19 protein-coding genes and 8 tRNA genes are annotated in these 22,601 nt (G+C 47.7%); 18 read left to right on the plus strand and 9 right to left on the minus strand.

Annotation, left to right across the window (positions count from 1 at the left end; translation table 11 throughout):
* Nucleotides 1-43: 43 nt before the first annotated feature.
* From pheA to gyrA, 6 genes are all read right to left on the minus strand, one after another.
* Entirely contained in the window at nt 44-1,117 is a 1,074-nt protein-coding gene (pheA, locus tag LG219_RS06555; RefSeq protein ID WP_226763731.1) for a prephenate dehydratase, read from the minus strand.
* A gap of 8 nt (nt 1,118-1,125) precedes the next feature.
* On the minus strand, nt 1,126-1,329 hold the full coding sequence (locus LG219_RS06560) for a DUF6677 family protein (RefSeq protein WP_226763732.1): 204 nt from the start codon (nt 1,327-1,329) through the stop codon (nt 1,126-1,128).
* Nucleotides 1,330-1,332: 3 nt separating this feature from the next.
* The gene (gene serC, locus LG219_RS06565) at nt 1,333-2,418 is read right to left on the minus strand and encodes a 3-phosphoserine/phosphohydroxythreonine transaminase (protein WP_226763733.1); all 1,086 of its coding nucleotides are present in this window, start codon (nt 2,416-2,418) and stop codon (nt 1,333-1,335) included.
* Between the two features lie 175 nt (nt 2,419-2,593).
* Nucleotides 2,594-3,010: a PaaI family thioesterase gene (locus tag LG219_RS06570; protein ID WP_226763734.1), complete on the minus strand. Its 417-nt coding sequence runs from the start codon at nt 3,008-3,010 to the stop codon at nt 2,594-2,596.
* The gene (locus LG219_RS06575; RefSeq protein WP_226763735.1) at nt 3,010-3,471 is read right to left on the minus strand and encodes a PaaI family thioesterase; all 462 of its coding nucleotides are present in this window, start codon (nt 3,469-3,471) and stop codon (nt 3,010-3,012) included. The genes LG219_RS06570 and LG219_RS06575 overlap by 1 nt, the downstream gene beginning before the upstream one ends.
* Before the next feature lie 9 nt (nt 3,472-3,480).
* The gene (gene gyrA, locus LG219_RS06580; RefSeq protein ID WP_226763736.1) at nt 3,481-6,138 is read right to left on the minus strand and encodes a DNA gyrase subunit A; all 2,658 of its coding nucleotides are present in this window, start codon (nt 6,136-6,138) and stop codon (nt 3,481-3,483) included.
* A 366-nt stretch (nt 6,139-6,504) separates the two neighbouring features.
* On the opposite strand from gyrA, the gene LG219_RS15400 reads away from it, so the two are divergent.
* The 8 genes from LG219_RS15400 to LG219_RS06620 all read left to right on the plus strand — a co-directional run bounded on the left by LG219_RS15400 (nt 6,505) and on the right by LG219_RS06620 (nt 14,004).
* Nucleotides 6,505-7,176, plus strand: coding sequence for an OmpA family protein (locus tag LG219_RS15400; RefSeq protein ID WP_284691617.1), 672 nt, complete (start codon nt 6,505-6,507; stop codon nt 7,174-7,176).
* Nucleotides 7,177-7,248: 72 nt separating this feature from the next.
* Nucleotides 7,249-7,872: an outer membrane lipoprotein periplasmic chaperone LolA gene (lolA, locus tag LG219_RS06590; protein WP_226763737.1), complete on the plus strand. Its 624-nt coding sequence runs from the start codon at nt 7,249-7,251 to the stop codon at nt 7,870-7,872.
* Nucleotides 7,865-9,193, plus strand: a complete 1,329-nt coding sequence (locus tag LG219_RS06595) for a replication-associated recombination protein A (RefSeq protein ID WP_226763738.1) — start codon at nt 7,865-7,867, stop codon at nt 9,191-9,193. The genes lolA and LG219_RS06595 overlap by 8 nt, the downstream gene beginning before the upstream one ends.
* 319 nt (nt 9,194-9,512) lie before the next feature.
* A complete protein-coding gene (locus LG219_RS06600; protein ID WP_226763739.1) occupies nt 9,513-10,034 on the plus strand; it encodes a Dps family protein in 522 nt (173 codons plus the stop codon).
* Between the two features lie 211 nt (nt 10,035-10,245).
* Nucleotides 10,246-11,535, plus strand: coding sequence for a serine--tRNA ligase (gene serS / locus LG219_RS06605; protein ID WP_226763740.1), 1,290 nt, complete (start codon nt 10,246-10,248; stop codon nt 11,533-11,535).
* A gap of 103 nt (nt 11,536-11,638) precedes the next feature.
* On the plus strand, nt 11,639-12,064 hold the full coding sequence (locus tag LG219_RS06610; RefSeq protein ID WP_226763741.1) for an NfeD family protein: 426 nt from the start codon (nt 11,639-11,641) through the stop codon (nt 12,062-12,064).
* 18 nt (nt 12,065-12,082) lie between these two features.
* Nucleotides 12,083-13,042 carry an SPFH domain-containing protein gene (locus tag LG219_RS06615; protein ID WP_226763742.1) on the plus strand — a complete coding sequence of 320 codons (960 nt, stop codon included), beginning with the start codon at nt 12,083-12,085 and terminating at the stop codon, nt 13,040-13,042.
* Nucleotides 13,043-13,071: 29 nt separating this feature from the next.
* Nucleotides 13,072-14,004 carry an exopolyphosphatase gene (locus LG219_RS06620; protein WP_226763743.1) on the plus strand — a complete coding sequence of 311 codons (933 nt, stop codon included), beginning with the start codon at nt 13,072-13,074 and terminating at the stop codon, nt 14,002-14,004.
* Between the two features lie 75 nt (nt 14,005-14,079).
* Here the strand turns inward: LG219_RS06620 and LG219_RS06625 are convergent, their stop codons facing one another.
* Both LG219_RS06625 and LG219_RS06630 read right to left on the minus strand, forming a co-directional pair.
* Nucleotides 14,080-14,967 (minus strand): polysaccharide deacetylase family protein, encoded by an 888-nt coding sequence (locus tag LG219_RS06625; protein WP_226763744.1) that lies wholly within the window; start codon nt 14,965-14,967, stop codon nt 14,080-14,082.
* A gap of 145 nt (nt 14,968-15,112) precedes the next feature.
* Nucleotides 15,113-15,430, minus strand: a complete 318-nt coding sequence (locus tag LG219_RS06630; protein ID WP_226763745.1) for a PilZ domain-containing protein — start codon at nt 15,428-15,430, stop codon at nt 15,113-15,115.
* Nucleotides 15,431-15,812: 382 nt separating this feature from the next.
* On the opposite strand from LG219_RS06630, the gene LG219_RS06635 reads away from it, so the two are divergent.
* The 10 genes from LG219_RS06635 to hrpA all read left to right on the plus strand — a co-directional run bounded on the left by LG219_RS06635 (nt 15,813) and on the right by hrpA (nt 22,275).
* Nucleotides 15,813-15,888: transfer RNA gene (locus LG219_RS06635), tRNA-Val, on the plus strand.
* 67 nt (nt 15,889-15,955) lie between these two features.
* A tRNA-Asp gene (locus tag LG219_RS06640) sits at nt 15,956-16,032 on the plus strand.
* 20 nt (nt 16,033-16,052) lie between these two features.
* Nucleotides 16,053-16,128, plus strand: a tRNA-Val gene (locus LG219_RS06645).
* Nucleotides 16,129-16,256: 128 nt separating this feature from the next.
* Nucleotides 16,257-16,333 (plus strand) — tRNA-Asp (locus LG219_RS06650).
* Between the two features lie 13 nt (nt 16,334-16,346).
* Nucleotides 16,347-16,422 (plus strand) — tRNA-Val (locus LG219_RS06655).
* A 129-nt stretch (nt 16,423-16,551) separates the two neighbouring features.
* Nucleotides 16,552-16,628 (plus strand) — tRNA-Asp (locus LG219_RS06660).
* Between the two features lie 13 nt (nt 16,629-16,641).
* A tRNA-Val gene (locus LG219_RS06665) sits at nt 16,642-16,717 on the plus strand.
* A gap of 102 nt (nt 16,718-16,819) precedes the next feature.
* Nucleotides 16,820-16,896 (plus strand) — tRNA-Asp (locus tag LG219_RS06670).
* Nucleotides 16,897-17,100: 204 nt separating this feature from the next.
* On the plus strand, nt 17,101-18,258 hold the full coding sequence (locus LG219_RS06675; protein WP_226763746.1) for a PAS domain-containing protein: 1,158 nt from the start codon (nt 17,101-17,103) through the stop codon (nt 18,256-18,258).
* A 69-nt stretch (nt 18,259-18,327) separates the two neighbouring features.
* Nucleotides 18,328-22,275 carry an ATP-dependent RNA helicase HrpA gene (gene hrpA, locus LG219_RS06680; RefSeq protein WP_226763747.1) on the plus strand — a complete coding sequence of 1,316 codons (3,948 nt, stop codon included), beginning with the start codon at nt 18,328-18,330 and terminating at the stop codon, nt 22,273-22,275.
* A 92-nt stretch (nt 22,276-22,367) separates the two neighbouring features.
* Here hrpA and LG219_RS06685 read toward each other — a convergent pair whose 3' ends face one another.
* Nucleotides 22,368-22,511 carry a hypothetical protein gene (locus tag LG219_RS06685; RefSeq protein ID WP_226763748.1) on the minus strand — a complete coding sequence of 48 codons (144 nt, stop codon included), beginning with the start codon at nt 22,509-22,511 and terminating at the stop codon, nt 22,368-22,370.
* Nucleotides 22,512-22,601 lie beyond the last annotated feature (90 nt).

Consider the following 22,601-nt stretch of genomic DNA (forward strand, 5'->3'; position numbering starts at 1 on the left):
TGATTGAAATTGACGACACTACACTACGACGCCAACATCACCATTAAATGACAGCTTGTGGGTATGAGCCCAAAACTTTCACAAAAGCGGCAACATCTTGCAAATCTTTTAATGCCGCTTGCAGTGGTACATCGTCAATAAAGCCATCTACATCGGCAAAAAACACATACTCCCACAGCCCCGTTCGACTTGGTCGCGATTCAAACTTACTCATCGACACGCCATTTCTGGCTAGTGGCTCCACTAAGGTATGCAAAGCACCAGGGCGATTCGGCGCTGAAATCACCAACGATGTTTTGTCTTTACCCGAACGCGCGGCTTGCTGATAACCCAGCACCAAGAATCGAGTGGTGTTATTCGGTTCGTCTTCAATATTGACCGCAAGTTTATTCAGCGCGAATTTCTCCGCCGCCGAATCACCGGCAATTGCGGCGCTGCTTGGGTCAAGACTGGCTAAACGCGCACCTTCGGCATTGCTGGCCACCGAAATACGCTCAACCTCATCACCCAGATGTTTATTAAGCCATTCATGGCATTGCGCCAAACTTTGGGCGTGCGAATACACCCGCTTAATGCCCGCCATATCGGTGGTTTGTCGCAAGAAATGATGATGAATCCGTAGCACCACTTCACCGCAGATTTGCAGTGGGGTAGTCACCATTAAATCCAACGTGCGGCCGACGGCGCCTTCGGTGGAGTTTTCCACTGGTGCTACCACATAATCCGCACCGCGCGCTTCAACCACGCGAAACGCTTCGTCAATCGAAGCGCATGCCAAAGTGGATGCCGCATGGCCAAAGTGCTTAATCGCCGCCGCTTGAGTAAATGTGCCTTCTGGCCCCAAAAAGGCGATGGTCAATGGGCGCTCAAGCGCCAAGCACGCCGACATGATTTCACGGAATAAGCGCGCGCAGGTTTCACCCGACAACGGCCCCGGATTAGTGTCTTTAATCCGCGTCAGCACTTGTGCTTCGCGCTCTGGGCGATACACCACGCCGCTGCCTTTAATTTCGCCGATCGTACGGGCGTGCTGGGCACGTTGATTAATCAAAGCAAGAATTTGCTGATCAATCGCATCAATTGCATCACGATGCTGTTTTAACAAGTCATCAGACATGAATAAGCTCAAGTATTGGGTTTAAATAAAGCGGCGTCGACAATCGACCACAAATGAATAATCCAGCCCAGCAAAATCCACCATAACACCGCCGCAGCAACAAACATCAGTGCGGCTTTGAGCACGCGCCCTTGGAGTAATTGCCCCAAGCCGGGAATGAAAAAACTCGCCAATGCGGCAATCACATTACCGCCAGAACCTTGACCCGCCATCGTTTAGCCCTTCATCTTGGCAAATTCATGCATATATTCAGCCAACGCTTGGCAACCGGCCAATGGCATCGCGTTATAAATCGAAGCGCGCATCCCGCCCACCGAGCGATGCCCTTTGAGCTGCAATAAATGCCGCGCTTCGGCCCCCGCGAGGAAGGCTTGATCGAGCTGTTGATCGGCCAAAGTAAACGGGATATTCATTCGCGAGCGATCAGCCTGCGCCGTAGGGCAATGGTAAAAACCATTTGAGCCATCAATTGCGGCGTAAATCACATTGGCTTTTTCGATGTTTTTTGCTTCCATCGCTGCCACACCACCCTGCTGCAACACGTGCTTGTAGACCAAGCCCGCCACGTAAATACCAAACGACGGTGGCGTGTTGTACATCGAGCCGTTATCGGCATACGATTTGTAATTGAGCATGGTGGGTGTATCGCTGCGCGCCTTACCCAGTAAGTCGGTCCGAACGATACTCACCGCCACACCCGATGGCCCCATGTTTTTTTGCGCCCCAGCATAAATCATACCGAACTGGCTCACATCGACCGGACGCGATAAAATATTGCTCGACATATCACACATCAGCGGCACGCCATTGGCTTGCGGAATGTGGTTGAACTCAACGCCGCCGATGGTTTCATTGCTGCAGTAATGCAAAAACGCCGCGTCTGGCGTGCGTTGCCAAGACGATTCATCGGGCACATAGCTGAAGTTTTTATCTTCACTGCTGGCGACAATATTCACGTTGGCGTAGCGGCTCACTTCTTTAATCGCCACTTTCGACCAATGCCCCGTATTCACAAAGTCCACCGTACTGCCGACGGGAGCGAAATTGAGTGGCAACATGGCAAATTGCAAATGCGCCCCGCCTTGTAAAAACAGCACTTTGTAGTTTTCAGGAATCGCCATCAGCGTGCGCAAATCGGCTTCAGCTTCAGCCAAAATTTGGCCAAATTCAGGCCCGCGATGGCTCATTTCCATCACGCTCATGCCTGAGCCATGCCAATCGAGCATTTCGGCTTGAACTTGCAGTAATACTTCGTGCGGCAAAACCGCCGGACCAGAGGAAAAATTAAACACTTGAGTCATGAGCATTCTCTTAAAACAGGTAATAAGGCAATGATTGGGGTCAGCAAAAACGCGGCAAAACCCTGTCACTATATTGGAGCTGCGCCGTGGTTTGGTGTTTTGCTGCCAGCCCAAATAAGCACACCGAGATATTTTGCGCTGAATATTGAACTAACGCGTGTGAGGTTTTAGCCGATTAGCTCAACAAGAAATGCGCCCGCGCTGTGGCGACGGGTTTGGATTCATCCTCTTGCCATGCGGTCATTAATACATTGGCCACCCGTTTGCCTTGGCGAACAATCTCGCAACGCGCGTGTAAATCCAAGGCTTTGGCCGAACGCAAATAATCAATCGAAAAGTCAATGACACGGGGAATGCCAGTGCTTTCTTGCGCCCACATTAAATGCAATACAGCGGCGTTTTCTAAAAAGCCACCAATCACACCGCCATGAATGGCAGGCAATAGCACATTGCCGATATTGTGCTCAGCAAAAGGCAGGTAAAACGCTGGTCGACCATTTTGCTCAATGGCTTGAATCCCTAGCAATTTGGCATAGGGTATTTGATCCAAGGCTTCATTCAGATTAGCAAAGCAAGCAATACCCTCAGCCATTATGCAGATTCCTTGGTTGTTGCCATACGCGCAAAAGTAGACACTGAATGCGCAATCGGCTTATCCGGATCGGCCTGATAAGCCGTGGCGCGCATAAATGCAATCGACTCAGTTAAGCGATAACACTCGGCAGTGCAATACAGTGGTAAGTCGGGTTTGGCCGGCCGCAAATAGTCGATCCGGAGATCGAGCGTAGCGGCGGCTTCTGGCTGGTCGAGCAAGGTATACAGCGAAATCCCGCTAGCCGTATCAATCAATGAGGTCACAACGCCACCATGCAAAACGCGAGTTTCGGGGTTGCCGATCAGCGCGTCTTTAAATGGCAATTTGAGCGTTACTTTACCGCGTCCTGCGGTAACCAATTCCAAGCCTAATGTTTTGCAATGCGGTAACGCCATAAACCACGGCGCAACTTGGGCAAAAAACTCAGGTGCTGCAACAGGTAACCACAGTCCGTTCATTGTTGGCCTTTATTCGCTAGGGGTTGCTGGATCAATATCGACCACATCTGATGGTGCCACTACAGCTTCTACAACGTCTGCACCCTCTTCGATCAACTCAGACTCATCGCCTTCAGGTTCGTCCACTTCAGCGACTTTTTCTAAACCGGACAAATGTTCGCCCTCATCCAAATTAATCAAGCGAACACCTTGCGCCGAGCGACCTGTTTCACGAATTTGATTAACCTTAGTGCGAATCAACACGCCACCGGTGGTAATCAACATCACGTCGTCCGATTCTTCGACCAGACTGGCGGCAACCAGTTTTAAACCGGTTTTGTCAGTCAAGTCCATTGCAATCACGCCTTGCGTACCTCGGCTGGTATGGCGGAAGTCGCCCACCGGAGTGCGTTTACCGTAACCACCATCGCTGGCCGTCAACACCATTTGCTCGTCTGAATTGGCGACCAATAGCGAAATCACTTTTTGCCCTTCGGCCAATCGCATCCCACGTACACCAGCGGCAGTTCGACCCATGGCGCGAACATCCCCTTCGGCAAAGCGCACCGATTTACCGGCATCAGAGAACAGCATCACTTGATCTTCGCCATGCGTCAGCGCCACACCAACCAAGTAGTTACCTTCATCCAAGTTGATGGCAATAATCCCATTGCGTTTCGGACGAGAGAAGTCAGCCAATGAGGTTTTCTTCACCGTACCGTCAGCCGTGGCCATAAAGATATATTGATCTTCTACGAATTCTTTAACTGGCAAGATGGCGTTGATTTTTTCGCCTTCTTCCAGCGGCAACAAGTTCACAATCGGCTTGCCACGACTGGTTCGGCCGCCTTGTGGCAATTCATAAACTTTGAGCCAATACACGCGACCGCGTGAGCTAAAGCACAAGATATAATCGTGCGTATTAGCCACAAACAGACTGTCAATAAAATCATCGTCTTTGGTTGCCGCCGCTTGCTTGCCACGACCACCGCGTTTTTGTGAGCGATATTCGTCCACCGCAGTGGCTTTCATATAGCCGCCATGCGTCAGCGTTACGACCATGTCTTGTGGCGTAATTAAGTCTTCGAGACAGATATCTTCGCCATGCGCGATAATTTCAGAGCGACGGGCATCGCCATAATTGGTTTTCACTTCCAGCATTTCATTGCGAATGATTTCAGTGACCCGTTCAGGACGCGCCAAAATATCAAGTAAATCGAGGATTTTTTCGACGACTTCTTTGTATTCAGCAATAATTTTGTCTTGTTCAAGCCCAGTTAAACGCTGCAAACGCAGTTCCAAAATCGCTTGAGCTTGCACGTCTGAAAGGCGGTAGCCTTCATCCGATAAACCGAAGCAATCGAGTAAGCCTTCTGGACGTGACGCATTGGCATCAGCGCGAGCGAGCATTTCACCGACTAAGCCTGATTTCCAAACGCGGCTCATTAAGCCGGTTTTGGCATCGCTTGGCGTTGGTGCCGCTTTAATCATCGCGATGATTTCGTCGACATTCGACAACGCAACCGCCAAACCTTCAAGCACATGACCACGATCACGCGCTTTACGCAGCTCATACACCGTACGACGGGTAACGACTTCACGGCGATGCTTTAGGAAGCACTCTAAAACTTGCTTTAAGTTCAATAAACGCGGTTGACCATCAACCAGCGCCACCATATTGATACCAAAGCTGTCTTGCAGCTGAGTGTGCTTGTAGAGATTATTGAGCACCACATCAGCCATTTCACCGCGTTTGAGCTCAATCGCTACTCGCATACCCGATTTGTCTGATTCGTCACGCAGATCAGAAATACCTTCGATGGTTTTTTCGCGAACCAATTCGGCGATGCGTTCTAATAGACGCGCTTTATTGACTTGGTACGGTAGCTCATCCACGATGATCGCTTGTCGATCACCATTTTTACCGCATTCTTCAAAATGGGTCCGCGCACGCATCACAACGCGGCCACGACCAGTGCGATAGCCTTCACGAACGCCGTGAATGCCGTAAATAATACCGGCGGTTGGAAAGTCTGGCGCAGGAATGTAATCAATCAACTCATCAATCGTAAGCTCGCTATTGTCGAGCAAGGCCAGACTGGCATCGATCACTTCATTGATATTGTGCGGCGGAATATTGGTCGCCATCCCCACGGCAATCCCTGAAGAGCCATTGACTAATAAATTAGGAATACGGGTAGGAAGGACGGTTGGTTCAAGTTCTTTTTCATCATAATTGGGCGTGAAATCGACGGTTTCTTTGTCGATATCGGCCAAAAGTTCACTCGATATTTTTTGCAAACGACACTCGGTATAACGATAGGCCGCCGCGCGGTCTCCATCAATCGAGCCGAAATTACCCTGACCATCAATCAAGGTGTAGCGCAAAGAGAAGCCTTGCGCCATCCGCACCAATGCCTCATAGGCAGCAAAATCGCCGTGTGGGTGATATTTACCCAACACATCACCAATCACGCGAGCACATTTGACGTAAGGACGATTCCATACATTACTACTTTCGTGCATCGCAAATAAAATACGACGGTGAACGGGTTTTAAACCATCGCGTACATCAGGCAACGCTCGTCCCACGATCACGCTCATGGCGTAATCGAGGTAGGAATGGCGCATTTCCTCTTCGAGGCTGACGGGGATCGTTTCTTTGGCAAAGCTGAATTGTTCGTGCATTGATAAGGCCGGTTAGTGAAAAACGTAGGGACTATCAAAGCCAACACTCAATTTAAATTCAGTGTGGCGAAATTTTTAACTGTCTTTTGGAAACTTTGTTACAAATAAACACTGACTAGTCTCGTTTAACTATTCTATAGTTAACATCAAGTTTACCACGTGGATGCCTCTGATCCAATTTTTGCGTAAATGGTGCTGTATTGCATTGTGCAATGTTACAAATTCTTTAAGGTTGCGCCAAGTGCAAGCTTTTTATTTGCGTCAAATTTACCTAAGACAGTAGAATGGGTACTGGTACAGTATTATCGTTTACTATAACGAATAGTAAGTTACATTCATTTATTGATTTATAAACGGGGAATCCACATGCTGACAATCAAGCAAACTCTGACATCATTCGCTATCGTTGCTGCATTTGCTGCCGCTGGCGCTCAAGCAGCGACTGAAATCTACGTAACAAACAGCACCAATGTTTCTGAAGCTAATCCAGAAGGCGCTGTAAAGATTTCTGACGGTACTTGTGTACAAACAGGTTCTTGGACTGCTGAAGCGGCAAAAAGTGTTAAAGGTTGCCAAGGTTATGTTGCGCCAGTTGCACCAGTAAAAGCCGCTGTTGCACCAGTTGTTCCGGCACCAGTTAAAACAACTAAAACATTCGAATTGAAAGCGGATTACTTGTTTGATTTCAACAAATCTACGTTGAAACCAGCGGGTAAAGATGCGTTGGATGCGTTGTTTACTGAAGTTCAAGCAATGGATCCTAAAGATGGTACTGCCGCTGTAGTTGGTTACACTGACCGCATCGGTTCAGACAAATACAATATGGTTCTATCTGAAAAACGTGCCAATACTGTACGTGACTATCTGTTGAGCAAAGGCGCTCCAGCAGACAAAGTAACTGCAGTCGGTAAAGGTAAAGCAGATCCAGTGACTGGCGATACTTGCCAACAAAAAAATCGCGCTAAATTGATCGAGTGCTTGGCACCAGATCGTCGCGTTGTTGTTGAAATCACCGGCACTCAAGTTGTTGTTAAGTAATTAGCATTCAATAATACGAAGCCCCGCCTCGGCGGGGCTTTTTTATTATTCAAATGGATAAGCGACTCGATAATGAACAAACTACTTCAGCTAGTTTTAGTGGGAACAACCACACTAATACTTACAATTAAGCCTGCGTTTGCTGATAACGTGTCAAAAATACAACAATACCTCAGTGGTACAATGTCACTAAATGCCCGCTTTACTCAAGACGTAACAGCTAAAAATAATAAAACTCAAACTTCAACCGGACAACTTAGCTTACTTCGTCCTGGCAAGTTTCGCTGGACCTACGAAAAACCCTACCCACAAGAAATCATCAGCGATGGCAAACAAGTTTGGCTTTACGACGCCGACTTGGCGCAGGTAACCATCAAACCGGTCGGCAAAGCGCTCGAGGCAAGTCCTGCAGCAATACTGGCAGGAGACAACAAACTGGAAACCAATTTCAACATCACAAATTTGCCTAGTCGTGCGGGGCGCGACTGGATTGAATTAATTCCCAAGCAAAATGACAGTAGTTTTGCTCGAATTCGGATCGGCTTTAGCGACAATAATTTAAATCTCTTAGAATTAGATGACCATTTTGGGCAAACGACTAAAATACAACTCAAACAGATCACTCGAAACCAAGCTATAGACAGCAAACAGTTTAATTTCATCCCCCCAAACGGGAGCGATATCATTCGTGAGTGATCTTTTTACCCGCAAACCCATACAACCGCTTGCTGAAGTATTGCGGCCCAAATCAATTGACGCCATTGTTGGGCAGCAGCACTTACTTGCATCGGGTAAACCCCTTGCGCTCGCGCTTGCGGGAGGGAAAGCGCACTCAATGATTTTCTGGGGGCCGCCTGGGGTCGGAAAAACAACACTCGCCCGCCTACTGGCCGACGCCTTCGATTGCGAACTGATTGCACTCTCGGCTGTTTTTTCAGGCGTAAAAGACATCCGATTGGCAATGGATGAAGCCGAGCGGAACCAGAAAATCAACCGTCAAACTATTTTGTTTGTTGATGAAGTCCATCGCTTTAATAAGTCGCAGCAAGATGCATTTTTACCCTTTGTAGAGTCAGGGCTAATTACTTTCATTGGTGCCACAACTGAAAACCCCTCATTTGAAGTCAATGCCGCATTACTTTCTCGTGCCCAAGTCTATGTTTTAAATCCGCTTAATGAACATGAACTCACACAACTGATAGAAAGAGCCCAAGCGTACATCACCCCCACACTCACACTCTGCGCAGATGCGATTCCGGTTTTAGTTGATCTTGCTGATGGCGATGGACGACGCCTACTCAATTTATTTGAACAAGCCAGCCAAGCAGCACAAACAAGCAATAGAACGGATATAAACGCAGCATTTTTAAGCGAAGCCCTCAGCATAGGCAGCCGTCGTTTCGATAAAAATGGTGATCATTTTTATGATCAGATCTCAGCCTTACATAAGTCAGTACGAGGCTCAAGCCCTGATGGTGCGCTCTACTGGCTAAGCCGAATGCTCGATGGCGGTGCCGATGCGCGATATTTAGCACGCCGAATTGTTCGTATGGCCTGGGAAGACATCGGGCTTGCCGATCCTCGTGCAATGCAAATTGCCAACGATGCAGCTACGACCTATGAAAGACTGGGTTCGCCAGAAGGCGACTTGGCTCTCGCTCAGGCGGTTATATATTTAGCTGTTGCACCAAAGTCCAATGCCGGTTATCTCGCTTACAAAGCAGCAAAATCACTCGTCAAGCAGGACAAATCTCGCGCAGTACCTTTGCATTTACGTAATGCACCAACCCCATTAATGGCCGAACTGGGGCACGGCCACGAATATCGCTACGCGCACGATGAAGATGAAGCCTATGCCGCCGGCGAAACCTACCTACCTGACGGTCTCGATAAAATTCAATTTTATCAAGCAAGTTCACGAGGACTAGAACAAAAAATAAGCACCAAAATGGCACACTTGGCTGAGCTTGATGCAATCTGGCTCGAAAAAAAACACCCCAAAAAAAAAGCCATTTAGTAAGTAGATTTATCCATTGATTCACTTATAACTTGCATAAATTGGATCCACTACTATATTTCTTAGCACATAACATTCTAGGAATAGCACGAAAGCAGAACATCAAACATGCAACAACAAAACAAAAAAATGCAAAAAATCAAGTTGACTACCTTGTTAATTATTACTTATAATTAACAAGGCATAACTATAAAATTAAAAAATCGGTAAGAAACATAATCCACTATCGATTATTTTGGCGTTTTATCTCCTTTGTGCAGGTCTAGTCCTCATTTTAGCGCCAGCACATTTCTACCCATGAAAGCGAAAGGTAAATATTATGACCACAGTTGAACGCAATGGTGAACGCGCACTGACAGCACCACTATCCACACCAACCGACCTTGGCGCAGATGCCACACGTGATATTACGGCCGCTATGAACTTAATTTTGGCTGATGTTTTTGCGCTTTATCTAAAAACCAAAAATTTTCACTGGCACGTGAGTGGCTCACACTTTCGTGACTATCATCTGATGCTCGATGAACAAGGTGACGAACTCTATGCAATGACCGATCCGATTGCTGAGCGCGTACGGAAAGTGGGCGGCCGAACTCTTACCTCGATTGGACATATTGCACGTACTCAGCGTGTTTTAGATAATGATGCGGAATATGTACAGCCCTTGGATATGCTGGCTGAGCTATGTGACGATAGCAAAAATCTTGTTGCTCGTTTGCGTGAAGCGCACAACGTTTGCGATGAATACCACGACACAGCTACAGCAAGCCTGCTGGAAGAATGGATTGACCAAGCAGAACGTCGTACTTGGTTTCTATTTGAATCAAGTCGCCGAGGCTAATGGGTCTCACGCTTCGTTTTATGCTATGCAATAAAAATGCGGTATCAGCAATAAACTGATACCGCATTTTTATTTCAACTAAAAAAACAATCATTTTTTACAAGGCACAAAAACAGCCCAGCGCCGTAATACTAGCAAAATCACGCAATAGGCTTCGAGCCAAGCATGCCTTGGTGTAAAATCAGCCAACCCTATTTCAGTGATGAATAAAATGCTCGACATCCAACTTTTACGTAACGACCTTGCTGTAGTAACTGCTCGTTTAGCCGAGCGAAAGTTTGTGCTTGATGCACTCACATTCCAAAAATTAGAAGATGAACGTAAAATTTTGCAAACGCAAATGCAAGACTTACAAGCCAAACGCAATACCTCATCCAAGCAAATTGGTGCAGCAAAAGCCAAAGGCGAAGACGTAAGTATCATCATGGCAGAAGTCGCTAGCCTTGGTGACGAGCTAAAAGCAGCAGAGCTGGCTTTCGCCCAACTCGCCGAACAACTCAATGCATTACTACAGTTGATGCCAAACTTGCCCGATGAGTCGGTTCCCACAGGCAAAGACGAAACCGACAATATTGAAGTCAGTCGCTGGGGAACACCACGCGCATTTAATTTCGAGATTAAAGACCACGTTGATTTAGGCGCTCCACTCGGTCTGGACTTTGAAACCGGCGCAAAACTTTCTGGCAGTCGCTTTAGTTTGCTTCGTGGCTCTGTTGCTAAATTGCATCGCGCCCTCGCACAATTTATGCTCAATACACACAGCAATGAGCATGGCTATGAAGAAATGTACACGCCCTACATCGTCAACGACTCGGCACTCTTTGGCACCGGCCAACTCCCCAAGTTTGCCGAAGACATGTTCAAAGTCACGCGAGGTGGTGACGAGGAAGGTCATGTAGATCAATATCTGATTTCAACTTCCGAAATCACCCTCACCAATACCGTCGCTGGCGATCTGCTTAAATCTGAGCAACTGCCAATTAGGCTGACCGCCCACTCACCTTGTTTTCGCTCTGAAGCCGGTTCTTACGGTCGTGACGTACGTGGCTTGATTCGTCAACACCAATTTGACAAAGTTGAAATGGTACAAATTGTTCATCCAGAGCAGTCCGATAACGCACTTGAAGAGCTTGTTGGTCACGCAGAAAAAATCTTGCAGCTATTAGAGCTACCTTACCGAAAAGTATTACTGTGCACCGGAGATATGGGGTTTAGCAGCCAAAAAACCTATGATTTAGAAGTGTGGTTACCCGCACAGAATACCTTTAGAGAAATTTCAAGCTGTTCAAACATGGGGGCATTTCAAGCACGTCGGATGCAAACACGCTTTAAAAACGAGCAAGGTAAAAATGAACTGGTGCATACATTAAATGGCTCGGGCCTTGCTGTTGGTCGTACTTTAGTCGCAGTACTTGAAAACTACCAAAATGCCGACGGCTCAATTACGGTGCCTGCTGTTCTGCGTCCCTATCTTGGTGGTAGAGAACGACTGAGCGCCTGATTTTAACCAATGCCACAAAAGCGCACGCCTACGTGCGCTTTTTTTGCACCACGCACCAAGGTCCGCTACTCTGTAGACTCAATCACCCTATCTGGCACTGTTTATGAACGCGACCAGCATATGGCTTACGCTCGCTGTTGTTCTGTGTATTCTTGAAATATTCTCAAGCACATTTTATATGATCGCCATTGCCATTGGTTTTCTGGCTGGCGCAGCAGCTGCTGCTTTCAAACTCAGTTTGTCATTTCAAATTGGCATGAGTGCACTCTTTGCACTAATTAGCGCTTTTATGATTCGACACTGGAAACTGACCCACTTACAAAACAAAGCCAGTGACATCGACAATGAAATTGGCCAGCGCGTCAGTATTGAAGTTTGGCAAGATGAGAATCATGCCCGTGTTCGCTACCGAGGCAGCCAATGGAATGCCGTTCTCGCCCATGATTGTCAGCGCAGTGATGAGGGTCATTGGCACATCAGCGCCCAACACGGCGCCACGCTAGAAATATCAAACAAACAGCCACTTTAATCACTCAAGGGAAACGTTATGCCATTTGAATTCACCTTAATACTTCTCATTGCAGTCATCATCTTTATCGCAAAAACATTCAAAATCGTCCCACAACAAAGCGCACTCATTATCGAACGATTAGGTCGATTTCATGCCGTGCTCGCACCTGGATTAAATTTTGTCATTCCTTTTGTAGATCGTGTGGCCTACAAACATTCGCTCAAAGAAATCCCACTCGACATTCCTAGCCAGGTTTGTATCACCCGGGACAATACACAACTACAAGTTGATGGTATTTTATACTTTCAAGTGGTTGACCCCAAAATGGCGTCCTACGGCACGTCAGACTTTGTAATGGCCATCAGCCAACTGGCACAAACCACTTTACGCTCGGTCATCGGTAAGCTTGAAATGGATAAAACCTTTGAAGAGCGTGATGATATTAATCGCACTGTTGTCGCGGCACTCGATGAAGCCGCCACCAGTTGGGGAGTCAAAGTACTACGGTACGAGATCAAAGACCTTACACCGCCACAAGCTATTTTGCACTCAATGCAACAGCAAATCACCGCAGAACGTGAGAAACGCGCCCGCATTGCCCAATCAGAGGGTGTTAAGCAAGAACAAATCAATTTAGCTACAGGACAAAGAGAAGCTGCAATTCAAAAATCACAAGGTGACATGCAAGCCGACATTAACCAATCAGAAGGTGAACGCCAAGCTCAAATCAATCGCGCGACAGGTGAAGCAGAGGCACTACGCTTAGTGGCACATGCAACCGCAGAAGCCGTTGCTGTCGTCGCGAAAGCCATCGAGTCACCCGGCGGACTCGAAGCGATTAATTTAAAAGTTGCTGAACAATACGTCTCTGCGTTTGGCAATATCGCCAAAACCAGTAATACGATGCTTCTCCCGAGTAATGCCGCCGATGTTGCAGGAATGGTTGCTACCGCGATGAGTATCGTGAAAGCAGCAAACAAAGAAAAAACAAACTAAAGTAAATGCACCAACGCAGGAGCTTACTCATGGCTGATGAAAAATTTCGTTTAGTAACCCGTAGTGACTTTGATGGTCTAGTTTGTGCTGTACTACTCAATGAACTTGAGATGATTGACGATATTTTGTTTGTTCATCCTAAAGACATGCAAGATGGCAAAGTCCCCATCACCAGTCGGGACATCACCACCAACCTGCCCTATGTGGCTGCGGCGCATTTAGCTTTTGATCATCATTTCTCAGAAACCATTCGCAATGATGCTCAGCTTAAAAATCACATTATTGATGCCAAAGCACCATCAGCAGCGCGAGTGGTATTTGATTATTACGGAGGTAACACTCGATTTGCTGGCATTAGTGATGAAATGATGCAAGCGGTTGATAAAGCCGATTCTGCTGAATTTAGTCGTGATGAAATTTTAAATCCAAAAAATTGGGTGCTGCTCAATTATTTAATGGACGCTCGAACGGGGTTGGGGCGTTTTAAAAGCTTTCGGATTTCCAACTACCAGCTCATGATGGATCTCATCAAGTACTGCCGTCATCATGGTATTTCAGACATTCTTACACTGCCCGATGTCGTCGAACGGGTTGAGTTGTATATGGAGCACGCCCCGCTGGCTAAAGAGCAAATTCAACGCTGTAGCCGAATTTATGACAATTTAGTGGTGCTTGATTTACGCGAAGAAGAGACGATTTATGCCACAAATCGCTTTATGATCTATGCGCTTTACCCGCAATGCAATGTTTCTATTCATGTCATGTGGGGCCTGCAAAAACAAAACACCGTTTTTGCCACCGGCAAGTCGATTATCAACCGTTCCTCACAAACCAATATTGGCGAACTGATGCTGGAATACGGCGGCGGCGGCCATGAAAATGCCGGCACCTGCCAAATAGAGAATAATAAAGTCGATGAAGCATTGCGTGAATTGGCGTTAAAAATCACTGCCGATGGCTAGGGTCTGTTGACGTTTGGTTTCCCATCGCTGCTTACGCGCTTCTCTCCACCCAATAATGCCGCTCTGCGGCATTATTTATTTTGGATATCTCACGCCTTGCGTCGCAAGTAACCCATAACGCCCCGTACAAGACTGGTAAACCACTTCATGATAAGGAATCAAGGCTCGATCAAGCTGCTGGTATAGTTCACCCAACGCCACCACTTGATAACCTTGTTCAATCCAACCCTTTAGCAAACGAATAAAATCATCCGCAGCCTGAATCCCATCAAAATCTGCCGCCGCGTTATACACATGCCCCCAAGGACTTTCTTTTTGGGTTTGTGCCAAAATCGACTCAACCCGCCCATGGCTTGGCAGTTCTTCTAACATCGGCAAAGTCACTGGCAACTGTACGCAGCGCGATGTTTCAGCATTAACAACAGGCCAAAATGGATGACTTCCACGGGTATCGCTCGCAAAGCGCCAGCCCATCATCTGTTCAAGGCGATACACCGCCTTATTGCCCTGCCAGCCCTTAGCTGAAAACGCGACCGGCTCACCCTTCATATTCTGAGTAAACGCTACATAGGCCCGCTTTAAACATTCGGCAGTCATTGTTGCAGAATATGAGCTGATGTCATTTTGCCAGGCATCATTACGCGCCGGTCGCAAAGCATGTTCAAACGAATCTAAGTCTTGTCGCGCCAACATCGCCGTTGTCATAAGCGTCGGCGCTGGCCATAAAGCGCCTCGACATAAAGCTTTAACACCAAAGCGTTTTTTTAACGTCAGCAAACTTGAGCCAGAGACTCGTCTTAGGCGACTACCAGGGAGTAAAAAACGACCATTTTTTTCTATCCCTAAAGACCAAAAAAAAGTCGCACCACACGCATGCTCAGTTAAAATTTGCTGCAGTCGCGGCAAACCTCGTTCCATGGCCGATAAATTATCGACATCAATCTTTAAGGCAATCAGTTTCATTTGAGATTCGAGAAAAAACAAGGGCAACAAAGCGTAAGTAGCACGCCTGACAGGCTGCTAGTGTACTACGAGAAACAGTAAGACTGCTGAAATTGAATCGCCATTCAAATCAAATGAGTTGCAACAAGATCAAGACAAAAGCACCCTATTGATAAACTTGAATAATCTCCAAGCCCAATTCATATAATTGCAACCCTGCAATACGATGGCTGCGCTTGACACGAACTCGAGCAGAAAATGGCTCATTGCGTAAATTAAAAGCCTGTACCGGCATAATAAAAATATCAAATTCCTCATCTGGCCGCGGCACATACATCGTTTGTATCGTCATCCCAGTCACACTCAAATCAATACACTCACCATAAAAAGGCAAACCCAGACCCAAAGGACGAATTTTAACTTTACAGCACACTTGCATTCGCAAAGCAACGCGCTGATCTTGCTCACGCAGGCCAATTCTCATATTTACGCTCTTATTATCAAACGGCAGCTAAAGTCACAATTGCAGCTTAAAGCCAGCACCATCAAATGCAAAGTACCGAGCATCAGGCAAAGACAAAAAGTCGACACTGACCTCTCCGTGCAAATCAACCGTCAATAAATCACGACAAACCCCGCTTGCGCCAGCATTCAAACGAGCAAACGGCCCATACCCGCGTCATTTTTCTAGATTAAAGACATTTATTTGATATTTTTTAAATTTTTGAAATGCTATTTAATTAACTGATTCATAAACACTTTCTAGCTAAACAGCCATTAAATCGCGTTAAGCTGTCGATTTTTAATTACAAAAGTGGTTGACGACCCAATCTGAAAATGATTTAATTCGGCCTCTCTCGAACGAGGGGTCGTTAGCTCAGTTGGTAGAGCGCCTGCCTTACAAGCAGGATGTCGGCGGTTCGACCCCGTCACGACCCACCACTTTTTAGTAAGTGCGTTGGAAAGAATGCTTGATGTTGACACATGAAGCAGGTAGCAAATGTTTGTTGGAGTGGTAGTTCAGTTGGTTAGAATACCGGCCTGTCACGCCGGGGGTCGCGGGTTCGAGTCCCGTCCACTCCGCCAACAAAACAATGTAATACAATGGGTCGTTAGCTCAGTTGGTAGAGCGCCTGCCTTACAAGCAGGATGTCGGCGGTTCGACCCCGTCACGACCCACCAGTTTTCTAGTTTTTGCTTTTAAAGCTAAAAACTTTTGTAGTGCAATACCACTGCAGATAGTCAGTTCAAGCAGCGTAGATTAGCTCATTGAATGATGTTGATGCAGCGTAGTTATTTAATACCACTGCGGAGTGGTAGTTCAGTTGGTTAGAATACCGGCCTGTCACGCCGGGGGTCGCGGGTTCGAGTCCCGTCCACTCCGCCATTAGTTTTAAAATGGGTCGTTAGCTCAGTTGGTAGAGCGCCTGCCTTACAAGCAGGATGTCGGCGGTTCGACCCCGTCACGACCCACCAATTTTATGATTTTTGCTTTTATTAGCAAAAATTATTGTAAGACAAATAGTATCGCAACGCCTGACTTCAAGTAGCGTAGTTTAGTCTCTGGCTTACTGGCAATGCGGCATTATTTATATATACCACTGCGGAGTGGTAGTTCAGTTGGTTAGAATACCGGCCTGTCACGCCGGGGGTCGCGGGTTCGAGTCCCGTCCACTCCGCCACTAGTTTCAAAATGGGTCGTTAGCTCAGTTGGTAGAGCGCCTGCCTTACAAGCAGGATGTCGGCGGTTCGACCCCGTCACGACCCACCATTTTCTTGAAGTAAATTTACACCACTGCAAATTAAATAGTTCACAGCGCTTAAGCCAGCAATTTGAAATTTTCATGTGATGTAAAGTTATCAATACCGCTGCGGAGTGGTAGTTCAGTTGGTTAGAATACCGGCCTGTCACGCCGGGGGTCGCGGGTTCGAGTCCCGTCCACTCCGCCACATCCCAAGCATATCTTGTTGTTTCTCTTTATATTTACTTAAAATTTCATATTCAAGACATAGCAATCACGTTAAGATTGCAGCCATTCTATCTATTCAAATGGCATGTACTCATTGCTTATGATCCCAAATCCGTCTACGTCAAAAATCAAAGCACGCAGTCAAATTGGGCCAGCTCGTTTGCTCATTTACATCGCCATTAGCATGAGTCTGTTTATTTTGATGATGACTTTTGCGGCCCAAAGCCAAATCACTTCATCAAGCCAAGTCTTAATTGGCATTAATCTAGTCTTGATTTTAGTTGCACTCATTGCTGCTCTAATTATTTCCAAACCTAAGCCAAAGCTCATTCCACAAGCCAGTCAACACAGCACGATTGTTCCTCCTGCCCAAGCCACCGATACACTCGCGGCTTTGCCTGACTTAATCTGGACCATTGACTATGCCAGTCGCCGCGTGACCGCACAAAATCAAGCCCTCAACGCCAATCATCCCGATGGGATTGCACAAAGCAAGCTCGCAACATTGTTTCCTGCGCGGGTATCACGGCAGTTTTTAGAATGCTTGATCAAAATCCAAAATACCCAAACCGCACAACGTTTTGAATATCAATTAGACAACACCGAAATCACGTTTGAAGCGCGTCTAGCCCCACTCACCTCGCGCAGCTGTGTGGTGATTATTCGCGATATTTCTAGTACCAAAGCCATTGAAGCCGCACTTTTTCAGCAACAACGTTTTACCCAGCAAATTTTAGACGCCAATCCCAGCCTCATTTTTGTCCGTGATAAACACCATCGTTTTCTACTGGTGAATCAAGCAACGCAATCATTACTGGGGCATGAGCTGCTAGTCCAATCCCATATGGGCCTAGATGAAGATACCTCGATTTTAACCGCTGGCGACGATGAGGTATTGCAATATGGCAATACCGTTCGCCTCGAAGATTGCTGCAGTCTACACAACGGCCGAACACACTGGTTTGACCTCACCAAAATCCCACTGGAGCGTGAAGGACAAATTTATATTTTGACCATTGCCATCGACATCACGCACCTTAAAGAATCCGAACAAGCCCAAGTCGGCACTAGCCATCTGGTTCGCGCCATGGCCGATGTGTTGCCACAGCCGTTCTTATTGGTTGAGAACGAAATCATTCAATTTGCCAATGTGGCCGCTTGCACGCGTCTTGGCCTAAGCGCAGACAAAATCATTGGTGAGTGCATTAGCCAGCTGGCCATGGGTGACAATAAATACGCCAATCTAACGCACCTAAAGACCCCGCAAGGCGAAGCCATCCATTGCGAGCTCTATAAAGTCGATCGTGGCAATCAAAATACCCACTTAATTACGCTGCATTAAGCCTTCTACCTAGAATCAGCGAGCAACATGCTAAAATTAGCGCTTTAGTGCCTTTTAAGCCTCGCCGCAATGAATCTGGATTTTCGCGCTCTACGCGCACACATCGCTGACTGTCTATCCAATGACTACCCCACGCTTTCTCGCCAACTCCAGCAATGCAGTGATCGGCAGAAAAAGCAGCAAGATTTCGCGCCGCAACTCGCAGAGCTGACCGCCGGAATCGAAAAGTCATTCGCCAAAGCCCAGCTTCGCCGCGACAATCTGCCCAAACCTCAATACGACGATAGCCTGCCAGTCAATCAGCGGCGCGATGAGATCAAAGCGGCGATTGCCAAGCATCAAGTGGTGATTATTTGCGGCGAAACCGGCTCGGGTAAAACCACGCAATTGCCAAAAATCTGCCTCGAACTCGGGCGTGGTGTCCGTGGGCTGATTGGCCATACTCAGCCACGCCGCCTTGCTGCCCGCTCGGTGGCCAGCCGTATCGCGCAAGAGCTCAATAGCGAAACCGGTAGCATCGTCGGCTATAAAGTCCGATTTACCGACAAAAGCTCACCATCGTCATACATCAAATTGATGACTGACGGGATTTTGCTCGCCGAAACACTGTCTGATCGCTACCTCAATCAATACGACACCATCATCATCGACGAGGCGCACGAGCGCAGCTTAAATATTGATTTTTTGCTCGGCTACCTCAAACAATTACTCCCGCGCCGCCCCGACCTCAAAGTCATCGTCACCTCGGCGACCATTGATTCGGATCGTTTCAGCCAGCATTTTAATAATGCCCCGGTACTTGAAGTCTCTGGTCGCACCTTCCCGGTCGAAGTGCGCTACAAAGCACTCGCCAGCAAGGATGAAGACGATCAAGAAATCGAAATGGAAGAAGCCATCGCCCAAGCGGTAGATGAGTTATGGCGCAAAGACGGTAGCGGTGATGTGCTGGTGTTTTTGCCTGGCGAGCGCGAAATCCGCGAAACCGCCGAAGAATTACGCAAAGCCAAGTTACGTGACGCTGAAATTTTGCCGCTATTTGCCCGATTATCCAACGAAGACCAACAGCGGATCTTTCGCCCGAGCAGCACTGGTCGACGTATCGTGCTGGCGACCAATGTGGCCGAGACGTCCCTCACAGTACCCGGTATCCGCTACGTGATCGACAGCGGCCAAGCGCGAATTAACCGCTACAGCCCACGCGCCAAAGTCGAGCAATTGCTAATCGAAAAAATATCGCAAGCGTCAGCACGCCAGCGCGCAGGGCGCTGCGGGCGCGTTGCCAGCGGCATTTGCGTGCGCTTGTATTCTGAGCAAGATTTTTTGCTGCGTTCGGAATTTACCGACCCAGAAATCACGCGCTCCAGCTTGGCCGGCGTGATTTTGCGCATGGCCGCGCTTAAACTCGGCAATGTCGATCAGTTTCCATTTTTAGAAGCACCATCGAGTAAACTCATTTCGGATGGGTATCAACAGCTACGCGAATTAGGTGCTGTGACCGAGAGCGATACCCTCACTGATATCGGCCGGCAATTATCCCGCTTACCGGTAGACCCACGCGTTGGCCGCATGCTGCTGGCTGGGCGTGATGAGGGTTGCCTGAAAGAAATGCTGATTATTACCTCAGGTCTGTCGCTACAAGATCCACGCGAGCGTCCGTATGATGCGCGCGCTGCAGCCGATCAAGCGCACGCCAAGTTTAATGAAGAAAAATCCGACTTTTTATCCTATTTGCGTTTGTGGGATTTCTTTGAAAAACTGCTGGCCGACAAAACCACCAACCGCCAGCTAGTCCAAGATTGTCACCGGTCGTTCTTGTCCTACTTACGCTTACGCGAATGGCGCGAGCTACACAAACAGTTGTCCGATATGGTAATTAGCGATGAAGCTAGCGATTCGCGCAGCCGCAGCGCACCGTTTCGCCTAAACGAAAAGCCCGCGACATTTGAGCAAATTCACAAAGCCTTGATGACCGGCTTGCTGGGCAATTTGGGGTTTAAACAACCAGAAAACGACGAATACCTTGGCGCTCGCGGCCTTAAATTTAATGTGTTTCCTGGCTCTAGCCTGAAAAAAGCCCGCCCCAAATGGATTGTTGCCGCAGAATTGGTGGAAACCAGCAAGCTGTACGCCCGCTGCGTTGCGGTGATTGAGCCAGAATGGGTGGAAAAGCTCGCGCCGCATCTCATCAAAAAACAATATTTTGATCCGCACTGGAGCAAAGACAGCGCGCAAGTGAATGCATCACTACGTATTACGCTGTATGGCTTACCGATTGTCGCCCGCAGGCAAGTACACTATGGGAGTATCAACCCCACTGAGGCGCGCGAGATGTTTATTCGCGAAGCCTTAGTGCGCTTTAATTACAATTGCAAAGCCAAGTTCTTTGAGCATAACTTTGCCATGCTGCTCGACGTTGAAGAGCTCGAACACAAAGCGCGTCGCCAAGACGTCTTGGTCGATGAAAATGCCTTATTTGCTTTTTTTGACACTCGCATTCCGCAAGATATTGTCAATGGCGCCGGTTTTGAAGCTTGGCGTAAAGGCGCAGAAAAACTCAATCCACAACTGCTGTATCTGCAAAAAGACGATTTAATGCAGCACAGCGCGGCAGCGGTGACTGAGGAGCAATACCCCGAGTTTTTCCGACTGCATGATGTCAAACTGCCTCTGGGGTATCGCTTTGAACCCGGCCATACCCTTGATGGTGTGACCATTACCCTGCCCTTGCATCTACTGAATCGCGTCAATCACGCTACGTTTGATTGGCTGGTACCGGGGCTGATTCGCGAAAAAATCACCTTATTGATTAAGTCGCTCCCCAAATCGATTCGCCGTCTGTGCGTGCCGGTGCCGGAATTTGCCACCAAAATGCTCACCGCACTCGAAACGGCCAGCCGCGAAGAACCATTATTACCGCAACTGGCGCAATGCATTACCCGTGGCGTGGGGCAGCCCGTGAGCGCTGACGAGCTCAACCCCAATGATTTGCCACTGCATTTGCGAATGAACTTCCGGGTGATCGACGATGCGGGGCAAGAACTCGCCCAAGGCCGCGACTTGATTGCGATTCGCGCCCAATTGGGCGAGGCAGCCCAACTCACCTTTCGCGATACGGCCGATGAAACCACCGGCATTGAAAAATCAGGCATCACCAAATGGGATTTTGGTGACCTCCCCAATAAACTGAGCTTTAAGCGCCATGGTAAAGCCATGACCGGCTACCCCGGACTCGTGCCCGATGAAGAAGTCGCCGCCGATGGTAGCCGAAAAGACTGCGTCGCCATCCGCTTATTTGATACTGAACATGCCGCCGATGAAGCGCATCGCGCCGGCGTGATTCGGTTATTGCAATTTGAACTGAAAGATCACCTCAAACAACTACCAAAAAGCCTGCCCAATTTTAATCAACTGGCGATTCATTTTCGCAGCCTTGGCAATAGCGATGAGCTAATGACCGACGTGATTGGCTGTATTTGCAACCGCGCTTTTCTTGGTGACGATGAAGCACCGCGTAAAATGAAGGCATTTAACGAGCAAAAAAGCCGTGCTCGGGTGCGTCTTCCTTCGGTGCGGGATGGCGTATTGCGGATTTTAAATGAGATTGCCCCCGACTTTGTTGCCCTCAGCGGCTTATTGGCCAAAGGTGGCAATATTCAAAATGAACTTAAAACCCAATTGGCCACGCTGATTTATCCGGGATTTTTAAGTGCAACCCCGTGGGAGCAAATGCCGCGTTTACCGCTGTATATCAAGGCGATGAAAATACGCTTAGAAAAACGCGCGCAAAACCCATCGCGAGACGGTCAACGGGGTGCCGAGGTCAATGAGCTAATGGCAAGGTATATCGCTGAAATCGGCAAGTGGCAAAAAGAAGGTCGTGATACGGCTAAATTACTGCCGTTTAGATGGATGATTGAAGAATTACGCATTGGCCTCTTTGCGCAAGAACTAAAAACGCCGTATCCGGTTTCACTCAAGCGTTTAAATAAAGTCTGGGATGAACTGACCAAGCGTTAAGCTGAACATTGTTAATTGAAAGTGGGTATTGCTAGCTAGCACTTTATTTAAAGCGCATGGATAGCAATACCCACTTATTGGCAGAGCTGCATTCAGTTCACGCGCTGCTGAGTATCGGCATCCAATGTTGCAGAGCGAGGAGGAAATACGCTTTTTTTATGTGGTAGCAGCCACGCCAAAATCGGGAAAAAAGTCGCCGCAAACAAGACCAGCATAAACAAAATCTCATCGGACATGATGGCCTCCAACAGTGAAAATCACGTTTTAATATTAAGTGACACACCTAATTTTTGTTATAAAAAAGTCAGCCTGCCGTCTAAAAAACA

The organism is Deefgea salmonis (assembly GCF_020531905.1).
Classification (GTDB): Bacteria; Pseudomonadota; Gammaproteobacteria; order Burkholderiales; family Chitinibacteraceae; genus Deefgea; species Deefgea salmonis.